Raw genomic sequence first — 19,903 nt, 5'->3', positions numbered from 1 at the left:
CTTCGCCTTATTAGGATTAAATATTCCCGAGCGGGAATATATCGGCGCTACGATGCCTTTATGTACAGCGCTCTGATGAGAGGGCGGCTCAAGGCCGCCCCGTTAATGTGCGCTCTATCTTAATAAGAAACCCTTGGGTATTGGGTATTGGGTATTAGGTATTTAAGATAACCCCGCCATTCAGGTGCAGCGTTTGGCCGCTCATATAGGAGGACTCTTCGCAGGCCAAATAGACATAGGCAGGGCCCATTTCGCTAGGTTGCCCGGCACGCTTCATGGGAACCTGATCACCAAATGAGGCAACTTTGTCCTCATCAAAACTGGCCGGAATCAGCGGTGTCCATACCGGCCCCGGCGCCACTGCGTTCACGCGAATACCACGATCCATCAAAGACATCGCCAGCGAACGTACCAGCCCCTGAATAGCCCCCTTGGTGGCGGTGTAATCGATCAGCGTATCATTGCCCTTAAAGGCATTGATCGAAGAGGTGGCAATGATAGTGTCACCTTCGCTGAGATGCGGCAGGGCGGATTTAGTCAGATAAAAGTGGCTGAAGATGTTGGTCTGGAAGGTGCGTAGCAGTTGATCGTCGGGGATCTCGGTGATGTCGTCCCAGTCGTACTGCTCGGCGGCGTTGTTGATCACAATATTGATCTTGCCGAAGTGATCAAGGGTACGCTTAACGATTTCACGGCAAAACGCGGGCGCTGCCACATCGCCTTTTAGAACCAAACAGCGGCGACCTTCCGCTTCTACCAGCCGTTTGGTCTCTTCCGCATCTTGGGTTTCTTTGAGGTGGACGATCACGCTGTCGGCACCTTCGCGGGCGTAGTGAACCGCCACTGAGCGACCAATGCCGCTGTCGCCACCGGTAATAATCGCGACTTTGTCCAGTAACTTATCGGCGCCCCGGTAGCTTGCACGGATGTATTCGGGCTCTGGGTGCATGGCATGTTCATCACCAGGCTGCTTATCTTGGTGCTGGGGTGGTTGCTGTTGATCACTCATGTGCGGTCACTCCTTTGTTTGCACAGAAATAGTTGGCACAGAAATAGTTTGCACAGAATTGTTTGCATAGAACTGTTTGCGTAGAACTGGTTACACAGAACTCGTTGGCGCAGAAATTATTGGCATAAAAGCTGCGGCTTAAAAACGGATGGGCACTGCGCATCCGGCGCGGCTCCGTTCCTCGGCCCAACGTCACTCTTCAACGTAGACCAAGGACGTAGAAACAAGCAAACCTAACGGCAACGAATATATTTTCTATAACCAATGTTATTTAATTGGCTTTAAAGTTTATCTTATTAACCTATGTTAATAAGATAGTTAACTATAGAAAAAATAAATGCCCATAAATTGACAATAAAAGAATGACCGCTATGTTTTATGTGTGGCATGTCTATTAAATAAACGGCGTAATTAGCTAAGTATTAGTGCTTGTTTTATTTAAGCTTATAATTGTGCTGATTAATTACACCTATTAGATGTGCGCTGAGGTTGATGACGTTGATTTTGTTTCACCACGGATGCTGACAAGTGAGACGACAAGGAGGAAGTGACAGATGATCGATCAAGGAAAGCAGACTAACCCAGGTGCCTCTGCCCAGCCGAGCCCCTCAACAGAGACGCTCAAGCAGCAAGGTCGCGACACCGCCCACGAGGTAGGAGAGGCGGCCCAACACCAAGCTGAAGGCTATTTTAACCAACAGCGCGATAATGCTGCGGAACAGTCCCATAAACTAACCGGCGTTCTACAAAAAATGGCCGATGAGTTTGATAACCAGCAGCAGCCATTTTTCTCAAAACAAGCGAGAAAGTTTGCTGATACGACCGAGCGCTTTTCGGATAACTTGCGTGATAAAGATTTACGCAGTGTTTGCGATGAAGCGCAGAGTTTCAGTCGCCGCGAACCTGCTTTGTTTATCGGGGGCGTGATTGCCGCTGGCTTCCTGGTTTCTCGTTTTCTGCGCAGCTCTGGTCAACACAGCTCTGATAAACACAGCTCTGATAAACACAGCTCCAGCGGCCAGCACAGTTCGAACCAGTATAGCGCTGATCAGCAAACACCAGGTGCTGATAACCACGCCAGTCATTTAACCAGTACCGCTGCGGGAAGCACGGTTAGACGTTCAACTCCGGGTAGTGAATCGCTCTAAATTGAGAGCAGGGAGGCAAATAATGGATTCGGATAACAAACCCACGGCGCAAAGTTCATCGGTCGGGTCGCTACTTTCAACAGTGATGCAAGAAATTAGCTCACTGGTGCGCAACGAAGCTGAGCTTGCCAAGACAGAAATGTCAGAAAAAACCCACGAGGCGATGGCGGGCATCGCTGCTATCGCCATTGCTGGTGCGGTGTTGTTAGGTGGTTTTCTAACCCTGCTTGCCGCAGCGGTGTTTCTGCTCAATGAAATACTGCCCCCCGACACCACTCCCTGGCTGTCGGCGCTGATTGTGGGAGGCGTGGTGACAGTGATTGGCATCATTATGCTTAACGCGGGCCAAAAGAAACTCCAGGCGCGCAGCTTGATGCCGACGCGTACGCTGAATAGTTTGCAGAGTGATAAGGCGGTTGCCCAGAAGCATCAGCACAAGGTCAAGGAGGAGTTGAAATGACGGATCATAACAACCAGCGAAGCCCAGAAGAGATTGAGAAGGATATCAGTCAATCCCGTGATCGCCTCGATTCCACGCTGAACGAGATCGAAGAGCGCTTCTCTCCTCAGCAGTTGCTGAATACGTCCTACGAGTATCTACGCCATGGCGGTGCCAACGAATTTATGGCTAATCTGGGCACCACGATTAAGCAGAACCCGCTGCCCTTTCTGGTCACCACGGCGGGGTTGGGCTGGATGATGCTGTCACAGCGTCAGCCTAACCGAGGCCAGCATCAATTCGCTTCGGCGACTGACCAGCGCTTTTATACAGGCGGGCAGCCTTCATCGAACACAAGTGGCGCCCACGGTTCGCCGGGTATACCCATTCATGAGGGTACCCACCCAAATGAAACTATGTATGCCCAGCCAACTGGAGCCGGTGGAACTGAGCATTCAAGCGATGGCCAAGGCCGTATGAGCGAGATGAGCCATAAAGCCAAAGACTCCGCTCAACACCTGGGGCAGAAAGCCAAGCAAACGGCGCAGCAGTGGGGCGATAAGGCCCACCATCTGGGGGATAACATGCGAGATTCCACGTCTCATCTACAGCATGGTACTCACGACAATTTGCACAACATGGGGCAGCGAGCTCGCCGTGCCGAGGGCCAGGCTTCCGATTTTATTCAAGAGCATCCGCTGGTGGTTGGCGCGCTAGGGTTCGCGCTGGGCGCCGCCTTGGGCGGTATTTTCCCCGCCACCAAGAAAGAAGACGAGTATATGGGCGAGTATCGTGACCGCGTTCTGCATAAGGCCGCGGAAACAGGGCAAGAGCAAATGGATAAAGCTCAGCACTCTATTCACGAAAAAGCCGAGTCGTACAAGGGTGAGTCGCAGCAGGATAAAGACACGCAGGCAAGCGGCGCTAACGTCAGCGGCACCAACGTCAGCGGTACTAGCGTAAACGCGCCGCAGGACAGGGAAACGGGGCTAAAAGACTCACCCACGCCTTTTGGTGGACGCCCAGGGTCAGAGCAGCCCGGTTCTGAGAACAATCGTGCTGGGGACAAGCGCCCTGAGCAAAACAGCCCTGAAAGGCACAGCCCAGGCCTGGCGGGTTCGAGTACGCCCTCTGGCAACACGCAAGGGTCGGGCACTAACCGCACGCCCTAAGCCATCTATTTGGCTGTTAGTGATAAGGGATTGAAGAAACTAAGACCACCAACGTTAAGGACTAAGTGATGACTCAAGTTCCTGAGAACGACAAAAAAGCCCCTAAAGATCGTGACGATCACCATGATGATGCCAACCCGATGCCGGATACCCATCATGTCAACTAGGATTCCGACAGTAAGAAATCGGATGATGATCACAAAAAAGGGCACTGAATACGCTTTTAAGCGCTGTTGAACACAGGGTTTATATGGCACGGCGCTACTGCTTAGTAGCGCCTTTTTAGTGTGCGCCAGGCATGGCGCGCAGCGCCTTGACTGGCGCTGTTCCTGGGGGTGGTGCCTCAGGATGACTTGGGGGTGAAAGTCCCCTGCACGCCCGGCAAGGGGAAGTGCTAGCCGACGGCAAGGGTGTCTCCCGCGAGGGGGAATCTGAAGGCAGCCCGAGGCAAAACGCTGGCCTGACGAACAGGAAGCGGATACGAGGCGTTATGGCGGGGTAAGGTAGCACGAATCACCAAAGCCCAATACTTGCACGGAACGCCATGACGTAAATCCGACAGGCATAAGCGGGAAGGTCGCGCGTCTTACCCTGGGAGGTCTGGTGGTCTGCCACGGTGCTACCGGCGTCGAGAGGCGACGGGAGGGATCACCAGACGTCAGCCGAGGCCATAGTAAGTGTCGATTCACCCCGGCACCAAGGGCCGAACATGAAGAACCGCGAGTAGGCGATAACGTCTCGAGGATCGATCATGAAGACAGAAACCGACGCTAATACCGTCACTCACCCAGAGGGGCAGGAGCAGTACTCCGCGTCCCAGCCGGTGAGCGTCGAGACGAACCCGGCGTCGTTATCGTGGACGAAAGCGGAGCCAGCCTCGCTCATGGAACGGGTCGTTGACCCGGAGAATATGGCGCGAGCTTACCGTCGGGTGGTCACCAACAAGGGCGCACCGGGTTTCGATGGCATGACGGTGCATCAACTGGCTGATCACCTAAAGCAGCACTGGCCAACGCTGCGCGAGCGGCTATTGGCCGATGAGTATCACCCCAGCCTGATCCGAGCCGCCGCCATCCCCAAACCCAAGGGTGGGACGCGGCAGCTTGGCATTCCTACGGTTACCGACCGCTTAATCCAGCAAGCGCTGTCCCAGGTGCTCATGCCGATCTTCGACCCAGCGTTCTCCGCGTCGAGTTACGGCTACCGCCCCAAGCGCAGCGCTAAGCAGGCCGTCTCGGCCATGAAGGCCCACGTCACCGCCGGCCACCGCTGGGTGGTCGATCTCGATCTGGAAGCCTTCTTCGACCGAGTGAACCACGACCTGCTGATGGCCCGGGTCGCGCGGCGCGTTGACGACAAGCGCGTGCTGCGTCTGATCCGCCGCTATCTGGAAGCGGGCATGTTCCAACACGGCTTGCCCACGCCAAGGCGGCAGGGAGCGCCCCAAGGCGGGCCACTCAGCCCGCTGCTGGCGAACATCCTGCTGGACGACATGGACAAGGAACTGGAATGCCGAGGCCACCGCTTCTGCCGCTACGCCGATGACGTGCAGGTGTATGTCAAAAGTCGGCGAGCAGGCGAGCGTGTCATGGACAGCTTGAGTGAGTATCTCGAGAGCTCACTCCGGCTGACGGTCAACCGTACGAAAAGTGCGGTGGATCGGCCATGGAAGCGTGGCTATCTAGGCTACAGTCTTACTTGGCACAAGCAGTCGAAACTGACGCTAGCCAAGAGCAGCCTGAAGCGCATGATGCAGCGTGTCCGTGAGATACTGAAGCGTGGCAGGGGGCGTCACATCCAGCGAGTGATCAAGGAGTTGGAACCCATCCTGCGGGGTTGGGCCAACTACTTTAACCTCGTTGATGTAAAGCGCCCGCTGGAAGCGCTGGATCAATGGATACGCCGCCGCTTACGCGGCCTGATCTGGCGACAATGGAAACGTCCAGCGACTCGGCGTCGGAAACTCCGAGGGCTAGGACTGGATGCACACCGTGCTTGGAAATCGGCGGGCAATGGGCGAGGGCCCTGGTGGAACGCTGGGGCTTCGCACATGAATCAGGCCCTGCCGAGGAAATGGTTCTACGATCAGGGCCTGATCTCGTTACTCGGTACGGTAAGATGGCTCAAACGTTGTTCATGAACCGCCGTGGTACGGAACCGTATGCCCGGTGGTGTGAGAGGACAGGGGAGGCGACTCCCCTTCCTACTCGATTGGCGCTAAACTTCCACATTGATTGTGGGCGTCGACACGGAAACGTCACTCAGCGAAGTGGGAAGCAACTGCCCCAATGAGGAGTAGAGCGCCTCAGAGGTTGATGATGCAATCGCTTGATCCGTCTTTTCCATGGCTTCTTCGGCTTTCCTAAGCTCGCGACGGGCTTCTTTATCTTCTTCTCTCAGCCGAATCTTGAGTTCATTAACGGCTTCGCGTAGCTCTTTTTGGGCATCAGTCAGTACGCCGCGTAGTGCGTGTTCACTAGCGCTGGGGCCGCTATTTTTTGAGCGGTTGTCTTCATTTTGAATCAGGTTGGGCAGGCTAGGTAATAAGCCGAGCTCGGTAGATTCATCGCCTTCAGGCTCGCCCGCTGCTTTCTCAGCCTCTTGCTCAGCAGCCTTCTCTGCCTCTTCCTCGGCTGTTTGCGCGCTGGCTTCGGCTTGTTGCGCGTCGGTCGACACATTTGCCTGGGTGCTCTCATTGGCCTGTGCCGCGACTGATTCGGCCCCGCTGACCTGCGCCACTGCCGGTTGAGCTGCTGTCGAAGGCGCTGCTGTCGATGCAGCTGCAGTCGATGAGACTGCTGGCGTTGAAACCACTGAGGGGATCGCGGTAATGCCAGCACCGCCGCCGCCACCTTGGCTATTCAATAGCTTTGCCGCACCGGCCAGCTCACGGGCGATGCTCTTGAGCTCTTTGGCCATGTTTTTAAGCTGCTCAGGCGAGGCGAAGGCCATCATCGCTTTGAGCATTTCAATTCGCTGGCGCAAAAAGCCCACTTTCTGAGTGGCCTGCTGCTGAGAGGCTTCCTTGGGCGTGGGCAAAGACGCCAGGCTCTCCAACGCTTCCCGCTGCTTTTTAAGGCGTTTTGTGAACGGGTCGTCTTCAGCAGGCGCGGCGATAGGCTCTCTCTTTTGCGGTTCAACGCGGGTAGAGGCTAAAAACTGCGGCTTATCCTGGCGCTGGTTAATCAACGTGAGTGACGAAAATCCTATCTTCATAGTGGCTTCCTCGACTTGTTATTATTTACTATCGGCCATTTTACTTAGGACTTTAGGCGTCGCTTAACTTCCACGCTGAGCCTGCCTTCACCGAGTTTCAATTTAAGCTTCTGGCCGGGCTGGGTATCTTCCGCACGACGAATGACCTGACCCTGCTCATCCTGGGCAATCGCATAACCGCGGCCCAGCACCGCCAGCGGGCTGACTGCGTTTAGCTCACGGGCGGCACTGGTTAACCGGGCCTGTCGGCTTTCCAGCTGGCGCTGCATGGCACTACCCAAACGGCGCTGTAGCTGGCTCACGCGTTCACTTTCCGTACGATGCAACCGCCCCATATCCTGGCTGGCTAAGCGCCTACTTAATTGCATTACCTGGGCTTTTTGCTGGGTGAGGGTGTGCTGCATGGCACGATTCAAGCGCTGATTGAGGGCGCTTAAGTGCTGGCGCTGACGGTTGAGCTGTTCGCCGGGGTGGCGCAGCTTGGCACGTAGGGTATCCAGCCGCTGGCTATCCCGTTCTAGCCGCGCCTGCATGGCCCGCTGTAGGCGGCTGTGCTGGTGCTCTAGCTGGCGCTTGAGCGTGCTTTGGTCGGGTACCAAGCGTTCAGCGGCAGCGGAAGGGGTGGGCGCGCGCATATCCGCAGCAAAATCCGCCAGGGTGACATCCACCTCATGGCCCACCGCCGACATCACCGGCAGTCGGGAGTGAAAAATCGCCCGCGCCAGGTGTTCGTTGTTAAACGCCCACAGATCCTCCAGGCTGCCGCCGCCGCGGGTGATCAAGATCACATCCCGCTCAGGATCTAGTCGCGCTTGCCGGTTAAGCAATGCTAGCGCCGAGATCATCGCCGGGGCGGCTTCCGCACCCTGCACCGGCACGGGAATCAGCGTCACATCCGCCAGCGGCCAGCGCGCTTCCAGCACCGCCAGCACATCACGAATCGCGGCGCCGGTAGCAGAGCTTAAAATCAAAAGCTTGCGCGGCGGAAAGGGGAGCTCCCGCGCATTGGCAAACACGCCTTCGCCTTCCAACTGGGCTTTTAAGCGCTCAAAGGCCGCCAGCAGTTCGCCCAGGCCCGCGGCCTGAACGGCCTCGGCAATCAATTGGTAATCGCCGCGGGGTTCGAATAGCGACACCCGCCCACGCAGCTTAACCTGATCCCCGTCGCGCATCGGCGCCGAGACAAACCGCGCCCGCTGACGAAACAGCGCACAGCGAATCTGCGCCCGGTCATCTTTAAGGGTGAAATAGACATGGCCCGATGCCGGGCGGGAAACATTAGAAAGCTCGCCCTCTACCCACACCTCGCCCACATCGCGCTCAAGGGTTTGCTTGGCGCGCTGGTTGAGTTGGCTGACGGAGAGCGCTTGCGGAGTAGGGGAGGCCATAAAATTACCCGCGCTCGATCAGAAAACGTTTGAGAGCGTCGGGGTCGGGCACGCCCTGAATCATTTCACCGTCGATGACCAAGGTAGGCACCGACTGAATAAGCGCTTCTTCCACCGCATGCCGCTGTGCCGCCTGATGCTGCTCGCGGTAGCGGCCCTGGGCCAGCGCATCGAGTACCGCTTGGCGCTCAAGGCCGACCGATTCACCAATATCTGCCAGCACGTCGGGGTCGCCGATATCACGCTCCTGCTGGAAGAAGGCTTTCAGCGCCGCCATGGAGTAGTCATGGCCCACACCCTGCTCTTCGGCCATGGCGAATACTTCAAAGGCTTTGTCGGTACGCGGCTGCGGCGAAATATTGGGCAGCTTAATGGGCACGCCGAGCTTTTTGGCCATCGGGTAAACCGAATCCTGCCAAATCTTCGGCAAGTAGGGGTCTTCCACCTTCAGCGTGGGCACCGGGGCAGGACGCAGCTCAAAGGGGCGCCAGCGAATTTCCACGTCTAGGCCTTCGGTAGCCTGGGCAATCGCTTCTTCCGCCAGCAGGCAGAAGGGGCAAACGTAATCGGTGTAGACAATAATCTGCTGAGACAAAACGCCTCCTTGAACAGTAAAAATGGCCAGCCATCAGCCTAACAGCATACGTCATTAGCAATTGGTATAAGCACAACAGCCTGACTGCATTGCTGGGAAGGCCCTCAAAAAGCTATAATGGGGGATTAACCTTTCACGCCCCACTTCCTCTCAATCAGGGTGTTGCCGCTATGCTACGTATGGCCCAAGAAGCACTAACGTTCGATGACGTTCTCCTCGTTCCCGGCTTCTCCGATATTCTTCCCAAGGATGTCAGCCTCAAAACCCGCCTGACCCGCAATCTTTCGCTCAATATACCGCTCCTCTCTGCCGCGATGGACACCGTTACCGAAGCGCGTCTAGCGATTGCGATGGCCCAGGAAGGCGGCATCGGCATTATCCATAAGAGCATGGCCATGACCCAGCAAGCCGCCGAGGTTCGCAAGGTCAAAAAGCACGAAAGCGTGATCGTCAAAGACCCGGTTACCGTAAGCCCCAAAGCCAAGCTCGAAGACCTGCTCACCATGGCGCGTGAATATGGCTTCTCCGGTTTCCCGGTGGTAGAAGGCGAAACCCTGGTAGGTATTGTGACCGAGCGCGACATGCGCTTCCAGCCCAACCACGGCGACAGCGTAGCGGACATCATGACCCCCCGCGAGCGACTGATTACTGTCAAGGAAGGCACCGATCTTGAAACCAGCAAAGCCAAGATGCGCGAACACCGCATCGAGAAAATGCTGATTGTCGATGACGAATTCCACCTGCGCGGCCTGGTCACCTTCCAGGATATCGAAAAAGCCCGCACCTACCCGATGGCCGCCAAAGACAGCGACGGCCGTTTGTTGGTCGGCGCAGCGGTCGGCACCGGCCCGGAAACCCCAGATCGCGTTGCAGCGCTGGCCGAAGCCGGTGTAGACGTGATTATCGTCGATACCGCCCACGGTCACTCCAAAGGCGTTATTGACCGAGTACGCTGGATCAAAGAGAACTTCCCGGCCATTCAAGTGATTGGCGGCAACATTGCCACCGCCGGTGCGGCCCGTGCGCTGGCTGAAGCGGGCGCGGATGCCGTCAAAGTAGGTATCGGCCCTGGCTCAATCTGCACCACGCGTATTGTGGCAGGCGTTGGCGTACCGCAAATCACCGCGGTCTCCAACGTGGCCGAAGCGCTCAAAGAGTTCGACATCCCGCTGATTGCCGACGGCGGCATCCGCTACTCCGGTGACCTGGCCAAGGCAATTGCCGCTGGCGCCAGCGCCGTGATGGTCGGTGGCCTGCTGGCCGGTACCGAAGAAGCCCCGGGCGAAGTTGAGCTTTACCAGGGCCGTACCTACAAAGCCTACCGCGGTATGGGCTCCATGGGTGCCATGTCGCAGAACCAGGGCAGCGCCGACCGCTACTTCCAGGATAAGAGCGAAGGCGCCGAGAAGCTGGTGCCGGAAGGCATTGAAGGCCGCGTACCCTATAAAGGCATGATGGCAGCGATCGTCCACCAACTGATGGGCGGCCTGCGCGCCTCCATGGGCTACACCGGCTGCCGCGACATTCTGGAAATGCGCACCAAGCCCGAGTTCGTACAAATTACCAGCGCTGGCTTTAACGAATCCCACGTTCACAACGTGCAGATCACCAAGGAAGCGCCCAACTACCGGGTGAGCTAACCAACGCGTTTAGATAATACGGCGGCGGGCACAACAGCTCGCCGCTTGCTTTTTGGCCTTACCAGCGGCACCCACACCGCTTAACCGAGACCCCGCCATGAGTGACATTCACGCCCACAAGATTCTGATTCTCGACTTCGGCTCCCAGTACACCCAGCTAATCGCCCGCCGCGTTCGCGAGATTGGCGTTTATTCCGAAGTGCGCGCCTTCGATATCACCGAAGAAGAGATCCGCGAGTACAACCCCAACGGCATTATCATGGCCGGTGGGCCGGAATCCGTGACCGAATTGGACTCCCCGCGGGCGCCCCAGTGCGTGTTTGAAATGGGCCTGCCGGTGTTTGGTATCTGCTACGGCATGCAGACCATGGCCGAGCAGTTGGGCGGTAAAGTAGAAGGCTCTAACCAGAGCGAGTTCGGTTACGCGCAGATCCAGATCGACGTCGATAACGCGCTGTTCAACGGCATTAAAGACCACGTAGACGCCGCTTCCGGCAAGGCCCTGCTGGACGTATGGATGAGCCACGGCGACAAGGTAGCCCAAGCGCCGGATACCTTCACCGTGACCGCTTCCACCCCCAGCTGCCCGATTGCCGCCATGGCCTGGGAAGAGAAGCAGTTCTACGGCGTACAGTTCCACCCGGAAGTGACCCACACACTGCAAGGCCAGCGCATTCTTGAGCACTTCGTGCTGAATATCTGTAAAGCCGAGAAGCTCTGGACGCCTGCACAAATCATCGAAGACCAGGTACAGCGCGTGCGCGAGCAAGTCGGCGACCGCCACGTACTGCTCGGCCTCTCCGGCGGTGTGGATTCTTCTGTTGTGGCTGCGCTGCTGCACAAGGCGATTGGCACCCAGCTGACCTGCGTATTCGTCGATAACGGCCTGCTGCGTAAAGCAGAGGGCGACCAGGTAATGGAAACCTTCGCCAAGCACATGGGCGTGAAGGTGATCCGCGTAGACGCCGAAGACCTGTTCCTCGGCAAGCTGGCGGGCGAGAAAGACCCTGAGCTGAAGCGCAAAATTATCGGCAACACCTTCATCGACGTGTTCGATGAAGAAGCCAGCAAAATTGAAGGTGTCGAGTTCCTGGCCCAGGGCACCATCTACCCGGACGTAATCGAATCTGCTGCCTCTAAAACCGGCAAAGCGCACGTGATCAAATCCCACCACAACGTAGGTGGCCTGCCGGAAACCATGAAGCTCAAGCTGGTCGAACCGCTGCGCGAACTGTTTAAAGACGAAGTGCGCAAACTCGGCCTGGAACTCGGCCTGCCCTACGATATGGTCTACCGCCACCCATTCCCTGGCCCCGGCTTGGGCGTGCGTATTCTGGGTGAAGTCAAAAAAGAGTACGCCGATATCCTCCGCGACGCCGACGCCATCTTCATCGAAGAACTACGCGCCTCTGGATGGTACGAAAAAACCAGCCAGGCGTTTGCGGTATTCCTGCCGGTGAAATCGGTAGGCGTGGTCGGCGACGGCCGCCGCTACGAATGGGTTATCGCGCTACGCGCAGTCGAAACCATCGACTTCATGACCGCCCGCTGGGCGCACCTGCCCTATGAGCTGTTGGAGAAGGTCTCCAACCGGATTATCAATGAGTTGGCAGGGGTTTCTCGGGTGACTTATGATGTGAGTAGCAAGCCGCCTGCTACGATTGAGTGGGAGTGAATCTGTTCATAAACACATTAGATGATCACAAGCCACTCGATTTTGAGTGGCTTTTTTACAACCCGGTATATGCTAGTTTTAGGGTGTAGCTACACCTTAGCTAAAAATTAAGATTATTTTGATTTTTTGCAAATGTTTACTGTAAAGTGATAAATGCTGAAGAACAATTGCTTTTTATAATGCCTTAATTATGGTTAAATGATTCAGGCTTAACTAAATGGATAGTCTTTGAGAAGATGCTATGATTAATGATTTTATTGATATAAGTCTTTTAAAACTTGACTTAAATAATCCTCGCTTTCCAGTGGCCCCTGAGTCTCAAAGAGAGGCAATAAAATTAATGGTGGAGTTGCAGGGTGATAAAATTGTAAATCTAGCTCAAGACATTGTAGAGAATGGTCTTGATCCTTCTGAAAGGCTGATAGTTTTTAAAGATGAACTAGATTCTTATGTTGCTGCAGAAGGAAATCGCCGCCTTACAGCATTAAAGCTACTTAGCCAGCCAGATTTAGTTGGCGAAAACAATGTTTCAAGAAAAATTAAAAAAATTGTTAAAGCTAATGTAAAAATTCCTACAAGATTAGAATGTTCTATTTATGATGAGGGTGAAGATTATAGTCACTGGGTTAGCCTTAAGCATACTGGGGAAAATCAAGGTGTAGGTAGAGTGCGGTGGACAGGTCAAGAAAGCGATCGTCATCGCGCTCAAAACGGTTCTACATCCTTTGGTAACCAACTGCTAAAATTTTTACATGATGAGAAAAGTATTCCTAATGAAATATCTTTAAAAACACGAGATTTGAAAATTACAAACTTAAATCGTCTCCTTTCTGATCCTCAATTTAGAGAAGGTTTGGGTCTTGAAGTTTTGTTAGGAGGGGTCGTGTATTGTAATGAACATAAAAATAATTTAGTAGAAAAGGTCTTGACAGTTGTATCAGTTATGTTAGAAAAAGATGATCGAGGTAAGTATTCTTTCACTGTTGATAGAATAAAACTCAAAAGCGATAGGCGTGATTTTATAGAACAATTAGGTTTAGAGCCTTCAAAAAATAAACTATCAAATTCTTGGAAAGTTTCAGAGCCAAATAAATTTGTTGAACCAAAGGAAAGTAGTGAGACTAAGCCGGCTTCAGCGTTCTCTGAGAAAGAAGTCGGTGGAAAAGGTAGTGATATTGAAAAAGAGCCGGAGGAATCTACACCGTCTGAAGGAAAAGATCCAAATAAAGTTGGAGAAGTTTCTGAGAGTTCGGTAAAAGCTGTCAAGTTAAATCCGAATAGAAATAATTTAGTTCCAGTTAGCGTAAAGCTAAAGATTTCTGATAAAAAATGTGCGGGTATATATCGAGAGTTAAAAAGCACTCTCAAGCATGATGATCATGGCAACAGTATAGCGGTTATGCTCCGTGTGTTTATTGAGCTAACGATTGCTAATTATATTGAGGTCAATGGTCTGAGTTTAGAGCGAAATAAGACTGGTCTTCATGATAAGGTTGTGCTTGTTACTAATCATTTAAAGGAAAATAGTAAAATTTGCTCTAAGAAATGCACGGCACTTCAAGCAGCCTCTGCAAGCTTGTTAAAGAGTAGTGGGGTTTTGCAGCAGTATGTACACAATAGCTATATGTTCCCTGAGAAAACTTCGCTGAATACGACTTGGGATAATTTTGAACCGCTTTTTCTAGCAGTTTGGTCATAGCGGTTATAGCTTTTTATTTAGGAGTTATCATGCGTTTTTCAACACCATTACGATACCCTGGAGGAAAGGGAAAGCTTTCTTATTATGTTAAAGCATTAATTGAAGAAAATGAGCTGCTTGATGGACACTATGTCGAACCTTTTGCAGGGGGGGCAGGGGTAGCACTTGAGTTACTTTACCAAGAATATGTTCAGCATATACATATTAATGATATTGATCCTGCTATTTTTTCTTTTTGGAATTCTTGTATTAATAATACAGAAGAGCTTTGTCGCTTAATTTATGATACGCCAGTTACCATTGATGTTTGGAAAAAACAAAAAGAAATACTTAAAAATTTTGATGGCGCATCTGGCGATGTCGAACAAGGTTTTGCTGCATTTTTTCTAAATAGAACAAATCGCTCAGGGATATTACAAGCTGGAGTAATAGGCGGTAAAGACCAGCAAGGTGAGTGGAAGCTTGATGTAAGGTATAAGAAAAGTGATTTGTTAAAACGTATAGAAAAAATTGCAAGATATAGCAATAGAATTAGCGCTTATAACTTGGATGCGGTTGATTTTTTAAAGGATGCATCAATACGGTTGCCCAAAAAGTCCTTGTTTTATTTAGATCCGCCTTATTATGTTAAAGGGCAAGGTTTATATCGAAATTTTTATGTTCATGAGGATCATGTGAAAGTTAAAGAGGAGCTTGAGAGAAGTAAGGGGTTGTCGTGGATTGTTTCATATGATAATGCACCGGAGATTGGTGATATTTACAATAAGTACAGGAGAAAGGTTTTTGATCTTCAGTATACGGCCCAGATAAAAAAGATTGGCTCTGAAGTGATGATTTTTTCAGACTCTCTGGCTATGCCGGAAATAAGTCTTGGAAAAATTGCTGTTTAATAGTTTCGGATAAATAATTTTTAAAATCTATTTTTAATTATTAAGTTGAATTTTTTAAAAGCTCTCATGTGATTGTTTAAGTTGCCAATAGTGCAAGTCATGTTGGCGTTTAGATGCCGGTTTAAGTGGTTTTGCTTCGGAGGTTAGTGTTTGCGCGCTATAATAAGACAGAAAATTTTATGTTTTATATATCCTCAATACGCTAATTATGTGTGAGAAAAAGATAAACCAGTCGCGGGCTGTAGTCTCATGACTGTTCGAGAAGCATTTCGGCGTGCTAGGTCTTAAGTGACCTTCCCCCCTAGATTAATACCACTCGTTCAATGAGATATTCAATTTTCTGCCGCTATTTGGGTATACCCAACAGATGACCGGTAATTGGTAAGCGCTCCATAAAACCCATCTACCTAATCTAGAGAGGGCTGATCACACTGGTGATCTCTTTGGTTTTGGAGATCATCATGAATAGTGAACTCAATCCCACTCGCGCCTTTTGGCTGGGCCATCTTTACTGTACCTCGGCGCAGAACATGCCGTTAAGTGATTACGCCGCTTCCCAGGCGTTAGCTCTCGACGATCTGCTGGCATGGGAGAGGCGGCTAAGCGTGCAAGGCTTGCCGGTACCACCATGCTGTCGTCCCGCGCGGTTTGTAGCGGTGGAGGTGGCGACATGATCCGCCCGAGTACCGACCTGAAGGTGTACCTGTGCCGCGAACCCGTGGAAATCGATGGCTTGGCCTTGCTAGTTCAGGAAGCGATGGCACTAAATCCATTCGATAAGGCGCTGTTTGTATTCGGTAATCGCCAACGCTATAAGGTAAAACTGCTGTTCTGGGAGCGTAACGGTTTTGTGGTGTGGTACAAGTGCTTGGAGCGCGAGCGGTTTAAGTGGCCAACGCATCTGGAAGGCAACACCGTGACGTTAACCGGTCAGGAGCTTAACTGGCTCTTGGATGGCGTTAACTTAAAGGCTATGCAACCTCACAATGCATTGGATTTTCAACAGGTTGGTTAGCTTTCTTACTCCTATTTTGTCGGCATTTTTGGTAAAATAAGCGGCATGAAAAACGCTGCTGCTTCCTCAAATGCCGTCTCTCAACTGCAACGCCAAGTACAGGCGCAGCAGGAAGAGATCGCGCAGCTTCACCGACTGATAGAGAAAAAGGAAGCCCATTGGGAAGCCACTAAACAATCGCTGTATGAACAGTTCCGGTTGGCCCTGGGGCGGCGGTTCGGGCCCTCTACCGAGAAGTACCGCATCGACCAGCGCGACCTACTGATCAATGAAGCCGAAGTGGCGGTTGACAAGGAAGACGGTGATACCGACGCAACGGACGATAATGCCGTTGATGAAGCTGAATCCGCTGCGCCGCCGAAACGTAGTAAACGGGGTGGCCGGGTGGCATTGCCCCCTGAACTCCCACGGGTTGAGGTGGTGCATGAACTGCCTGAAGAGTCCCGCCACTGTCAGGACTATGGCACCGCACTCTCGGTCATCGGCGAAGAGGTCAGCGAAGAACTTCACGTGGTACCCGCCCGGGTCGAGGTGATCCGTCATGTGCGACGCAAGTATGCGTGCCGAACCTGCGAAGACGGCGTCAATATCGCCCTAGCGCCCGCCAAGTACCAAGACGCTTTGCCACTGTATCGGCAGAGCCAGATTTTTGCCCGCCATGGCGCTGAGATCCCCCGCAACACCTTGGCCCGTTGGATGGTGCAAGCAGGCGTACGTGTCGCCCCGTTGATCGAGACATTACGCCGACACCTGCTCAGCGCCCCCTTGATCCACATGGATGAAACAACGCTTCAGGTGAATCAAGAAGCTGATCGTCAGGCGAGTGCCCCCTCGTATATGTGGGTACAGCGGGTGGGCCGCCGGTCCAACAGGTGGTCTTGTTCGATTATGACGCCAGCTGTGCCGGACGTGTGCCCGTGCGCTTGCTGGGCGACTATGCGGGTCGCTTGGTCACCGATGGCTATGAAGGCTACGCCGAGGTGGTGCGCCGCAATGGGATCACCCATGTGGGCTGTTGGGCGCATGCGCGGCGTAAGTTCGTCGAGGCGCAAAAAGTGCAGCCCAAAGGCAAAACCGGCAAGGCAGACTGGGCGCCGAACCAGATCCGTAAGCTGTACGGTGTGGAAAAACAGGCTAAGGGCCTTGAGCCCGAAGCGCGTCATGCACTGCGAGAGCAGAAGAGTCGACTATTAATCGATCAACTGCGCACCTGGCTCGATAAGTCACTGGCCCAGGTACTGCCCAAAAGCGCGCTGGGAAAAGCCCTGCACTACCTGAACAACCAGTGGCCACGCCTGACTTGGTTCCTGGACGATAGCCTGATTCCGTTAGATAACAACCCGGCAGAGAACGCCATTCGCCCGTTCGTCGTGGGCCGCAAAAACTGGCTGTTCAGCCACACACCGAGCGGCGCTCAGGCCAGTACAGCCTGATCGAAACCGCCAAAGCCAATGGCCTCTCGCCTTACGACTACTTACAGCATGTCTTTGAGACGCTGCCCACCCTCAACGACGATGATCTCGACACGCTATTGCCCTGGCAGTGGAAAGAGAACTTACCGATCTAAGCAGTGCCTGCCTAGATGTGGTTAGTGGATCGCTTACGGACAGGCCGAACTCCAATAGCAATGAAGCGTCTGGCCCTTTTCAACATTTTTAAAGCGCCAAATCAGATGTTCTCTCGCTGGACGGCGATATTCATTACGTTCAGGCACGTAGCGGAACGCTTCTCTGGGAAACATACCTTTAGCTTGGCTTGGCTTGGCTTGGCTTGGCTAGGCGAGGTTTTGGTCTTGGGAAGATGTGTCATGATACCGATCTTGTGACACGCAAGTATCTCCTCAGCCATAAAGTAACCGCGATCAGCTACGACGTGGAGATTACTGACAGCACTAGCATCGCGTGCTTGTTGGCCCATTCGGTAAAGCTGACGCCGGTCACTGCTGACATTGGTGACCTCATGGGCAAGAATAAAATGATGCTGGCTATCGACAGCCGTCTGCACGTTGTAGTCTACGATTCCCGTTCCTCGCGCAGTTATGGAGCGAGCGTCAGGGTCTGTCAAAGAGACTTGCTGGTCAGGGGACTCGGTTCTGTGAATTTCAATGGATTGTAGTTGCTGAACTTCTTCAATTAGGGAAGCGGTTTTTTCCTTTAAACCTGGCGTCTGCATTTCTGTGATAGCGGCGGAGCCTTGATCCATGGCGTCGAGCTGGCGTAAGTAACGCTCAATACTCTTATCGATTTCTTCTGCCCGACGCTTCATCTTGACCAAGGTGAAGTTACGGTCTCGATTGTTGACAGCCTAAAATTTGTTACCATCAATACCCATTACTGAATGCGAAAAGAGCCCTAGACGGCGACATATCATGACAAATTCGCGGCAAGTAGCTTGAATCGCTTTGCCGTTGTTTTTGCGGAAATCTGCGATTGTTTTGAAATCCGGCGCTAGGCATTAGCCACATGCGTTCAACATTACGCTGTGCCTCACGCTCCAGACGGCGACTAGACTGGATGTGATTGAGGTAGCCAGAGATAGATTTTTAAAAGAACGGCGGGATGGCCTGCTGCATGAGGATCAATGCCTTTAAATAAAGCCCAGCTGTTTGAGGTCAAGGGCGTCAACAAAACCCTCAATGGCCCGAACCGGATTATCTTCAGAGACAAAATCATCCGGAAGCTCAGGAAACAAGGTGGCTTGGGATCGGGACTTGCCTGCGACGAACCGTTTCATCGTTACCTCCCACACTCTGTCACGGGATAAGTATAGCGACAGCTACGTTTTGACACAGCCTCGCATAGGATCGGACTCTAAAAAGTGTAGCGCTACTCAAGGGTGTCGGCAGTGATTTGTTATTCACTGGAATGCATCTTAATGCCTAATCCCTATAGTTATATATGCAGCTCTTATCAAACTACGGTATGCATGGTGCTTGGACATTTAGGACGTCACACCTGTTCTCTAGTACAGGTTCAAGATTGATAGAATTCTGGTATCTTTATTTTCAATTAGAAAATAATTTAAGCCAGCATACAGATTGTATCTACAGTAAATAATGACGATGAGAATTTATTAATACTCATAAATATATAAAATAGAGGTAATTTATGCTTAAAATCAAAAGTCGCCCGGCACTAAATAAGGTCTAGTATTTGCTCTCAAGTTTATGATCACAATAGCAAATCCAAGCAAGAAACCAATACAGTTACAGGTAGTGGTTTCAACAGCATCTCAAATAACAATCTGTGGTTTAAGTCATTTATTGGTATTCAAAGGGTAAATTCCTAGGCTAACATATTGATTCTCAATAATTTACAAAGGTAAAAAATCATGAATATCTTATTGTTGGGAGCTCCTGGTTGCGGGAAGGGAACTCAGAGCCAGTATATTTCAAAGGAATATGGCGTTACCCATATATCGACAGGTGACATGTTGCGAGAAATTTGTAAGCAAGGTACACCTGAAGCGGTGAAAATAAAACGGAGTATAGTTAGCGGTGAATTAGTATCTGATGACATAGTCATCGAGTTGGTGAAAAAACGTCTTAGGCAAATTGATTATAAAAACGGACTGCTACTAGATGGTTTTCCTCGTACTTTATATCAAGTTGAATCTTTGCCAGATCTGGGTGTTGAAATAGATCACGTGATTGAGTTACACGTGCCAGACGAAGTTATTGTGAAAAGAGTTGGTGGGCGTCGCGTCCATCCAAAGTCTGGTCGTACATACCACATACTACACAAGCCACCTATTGATGAAGGTAAAGACGATATCACTGGTGAACCTTTAGTTTTAAGAGAAGATGATACCGAGTATACAGTTAAAATGCGCCTAGCAGAATATCATCAACAAACCACTCCTATTGTGACTTACTATAAAAATGAAGCAGAAGAAAGTCGAGTAAATTATCACCGTTTGGATGGAACACAAACGGTAGATACGGTAAGTAACCAAATTTTTGAAATATTCTAAAATATTTCAAAAACAACGCAGCCTCTAAAAAAGCAATTTAAAAAC

At 52.0% G+C, this 19,903-nt stretch carries 16 protein-coding genes and 2 pseudogenes; 13 read left to right on the top strand and 5 right to left on the bottom strand.

Going from position 1 to position 19,903, the window contains the following annotated elements; translation table 11 throughout:
• Window positions 1–154: 154 nt before the first annotated feature.
• Entirely contained in the window at window positions 155–1,009 is an 855-nt protein-coding gene (locus tag J7J49_RS04410; RefSeq protein ID WP_215090507.1) for an SDR family oxidoreductase, read from the bottom strand.
• A gap of 554 nt (window positions 1,010–1,563) precedes the next feature.
• Between J7J49_RS04410 and J7J49_RS04405 the strand changes: the two genes are divergently transcribed.
• From J7J49_RS04405 to ltrA, 4 genes are all read left to right on the top strand, one after another.
• Window positions 1,564–2,157, top strand: a complete 594-nt coding sequence (locus tag J7J49_RS04405) for a hypothetical protein (RefSeq protein WP_215090506.1) — start codon at window positions 1,564–1,566, stop codon at window positions 2,155–2,157.
• 22 nt (window positions 2,158–2,179) lie between these two features.
• Window positions 2,180–2,617 (top strand): phage holin family protein, encoded by a 438-nt coding sequence (locus J7J49_RS04400; protein ID WP_064232568.1) that lies wholly within the window; start codon window positions 2,180–2,182, stop codon window positions 2,615–2,617.
• Window positions 2,614–3,768 carry a DUF3618 domain-containing protein gene (locus tag J7J49_RS04395; RefSeq protein WP_215090504.1) on the top strand — a complete coding sequence of 385 codons (1,155 nt, stop codon included), beginning with the start codon at window positions 2,614–2,616 and terminating at the stop codon, window positions 3,766–3,768. The genes J7J49_RS04400 and J7J49_RS04395 overlap by 4 nt, the downstream gene beginning before the upstream one ends.
• 751 nt (window positions 3,769–4,519) lie before the next feature.
• A complete protein-coding gene (gene ltrA / locus J7J49_RS04390; protein ID WP_215090502.1) occupies window positions 4,520–5,908 on the top strand; it encodes a group II intron reverse transcriptase/maturase in 1,389 nt (462 codons plus the stop codon).
• A 77-nt stretch (window positions 5,909–5,985) separates the two neighbouring features.
• Here ltrA and J7J49_RS04385 read toward each other — a convergent pair whose 3' ends face one another.
• The 3 genes from J7J49_RS04385 to J7J49_RS04375 are packed head-to-tail and all read right to left on the bottom strand — an operon-like array spanning window position 5,986 to window position 8,967.
• Entirely contained in the window at window positions 5,986–6,984 is a 999-nt protein-coding gene (locus tag J7J49_RS04385) for a hypothetical protein (RefSeq protein ID WP_215090500.1), read from the bottom strand.
• Window positions 6,985–7,028: 44 nt separating this feature from the next.
• Complete coding sequence (gene xseA, locus J7J49_RS04380) at window positions 7,029–8,372, bottom strand: exodeoxyribonuclease VII large subunit (RefSeq protein WP_215090498.1); 1,344 nt, start codon at window positions 8,370–8,372, stop codon at window positions 7,029–7,031.
• A 4-nt stretch (window positions 8,373–8,376) separates the two neighbouring features.
• Window positions 8,377–8,967 (bottom strand): DsbA family oxidoreductase, encoded by a 591-nt coding sequence (locus J7J49_RS04375; protein ID WP_215090496.1) that lies wholly within the window; start codon window positions 8,965–8,967, stop codon window positions 8,377–8,379.
• Window positions 8,968–9,137: 170 nt separating this feature from the next.
• Here J7J49_RS04375 and guaB point away from each other — a divergent pair, with 170 nt between their 5' ends.
• From guaB to J7J49_RS22850, 8 genes and pseudogenes are all read left to right on the top strand, one after another.
• A complete protein-coding gene (gene guaB, locus J7J49_RS04370; protein ID WP_215090494.1) occupies window positions 9,138–10,607 on the top strand; it encodes an IMP dehydrogenase in 1,470 nt (489 codons plus the stop codon).
• Between the two features lie 97 nt (window positions 10,608–10,704).
• Window positions 10,705–12,282 (top strand): glutamine-hydrolyzing GMP synthase, encoded by a 1,578-nt coding sequence (gene guaA / locus J7J49_RS04365; RefSeq protein ID WP_215090493.1) that lies wholly within the window; start codon window positions 10,705–10,707, stop codon window positions 12,280–12,282.
• A 241-nt stretch (window positions 12,283–12,523) separates the two neighbouring features.
• The gene (locus tag J7J49_RS04360) at window positions 12,524–13,981 is read left to right on the top strand and encodes a ParB/RepB/Spo0J family partition protein (protein ID WP_215090492.1); all 1,458 of its coding nucleotides are present in this window, start codon (window positions 12,524–12,526) and stop codon (window positions 13,979–13,981) included.
• A gap of 29 nt (window positions 13,982–14,010) precedes the next feature.
• On the top strand, window positions 14,011–14,871 hold the full coding sequence (locus J7J49_RS04355) for a DNA adenine methylase (RefSeq protein ID WP_215090490.1): 861 nt from the start codon (window positions 14,011–14,013) through the stop codon (window positions 14,869–14,871).
• 461 nt (window positions 14,872–15,332) lie between these two features.
• Window positions 15,333–15,545: a hypothetical protein gene (locus tag J7J49_RS04350; RefSeq protein WP_215090488.1), complete on the top strand. Its 213-nt coding sequence runs from the start codon at window positions 15,333–15,335 to the stop codon at window positions 15,543–15,545.
• A complete protein-coding gene (gene tnpB / locus J7J49_RS04345) occupies window positions 15,542–15,886 on the top strand; it encodes an IS66 family insertion sequence element accessory protein TnpB (RefSeq protein WP_215090486.1) in 345 nt (114 codons plus the stop codon). Before J7J49_RS04350 ends, tnpB begins: the two co-directional genes overlap by 4 nt.
• A gap of 45 nt (window positions 15,887–15,931) precedes the next feature.
• Window positions 15,932–17,319, top strand: a pseudogene (gene tnpC / locus J7J49_RS04340) (IS66 family transposase).
• Window positions 17,271–17,453: a transposase domain-containing protein gene (locus J7J49_RS22850; RefSeq protein WP_502793505.1), complete on the top strand. Its 183-nt coding sequence runs from the start codon at window positions 17,271–17,273 to the stop codon at window positions 17,451–17,453. Before tnpC ends, J7J49_RS22850 begins: the two are co-directional and overlap by 49 nt.
• Before the next feature lie 36 nt (window positions 17,454–17,489).
• On the opposite strand, the pseudogene J7J49_RS22845 reads toward J7J49_RS22850, so the two are convergent.
• A pseudogene (locus J7J49_RS22845) lies at window positions 17,490–18,619 on the bottom strand (transposase); the annotation flags it as partial.
• 597 nt (window positions 18,620–19,216) lie between these two features.
• Here J7J49_RS22845 and adk point away from each other — a divergent pair.
• Window positions 19,217–19,858, top strand: a complete 642-nt coding sequence (adk, locus tag J7J49_RS04325; protein ID WP_215090480.1) for an adenylate kinase — start codon at window positions 19,217–19,219, stop codon at window positions 19,856–19,858.
• Window positions 19,859–19,903 lie beyond the last annotated feature (45 nt).

This window comes from Halomonas sp. ISL-56, from assembly GCF_018612805.1.
Lineage (GTDB): Bacteria > Pseudomonadota > Gammaproteobacteria > Pseudomonadales > Halomonadaceae > Vreelandella.
The sequence above is the reverse complement of the archived record's forward strand: the minus strand, read 5'-3'. Positions and strand labels throughout refer to the sequence as shown.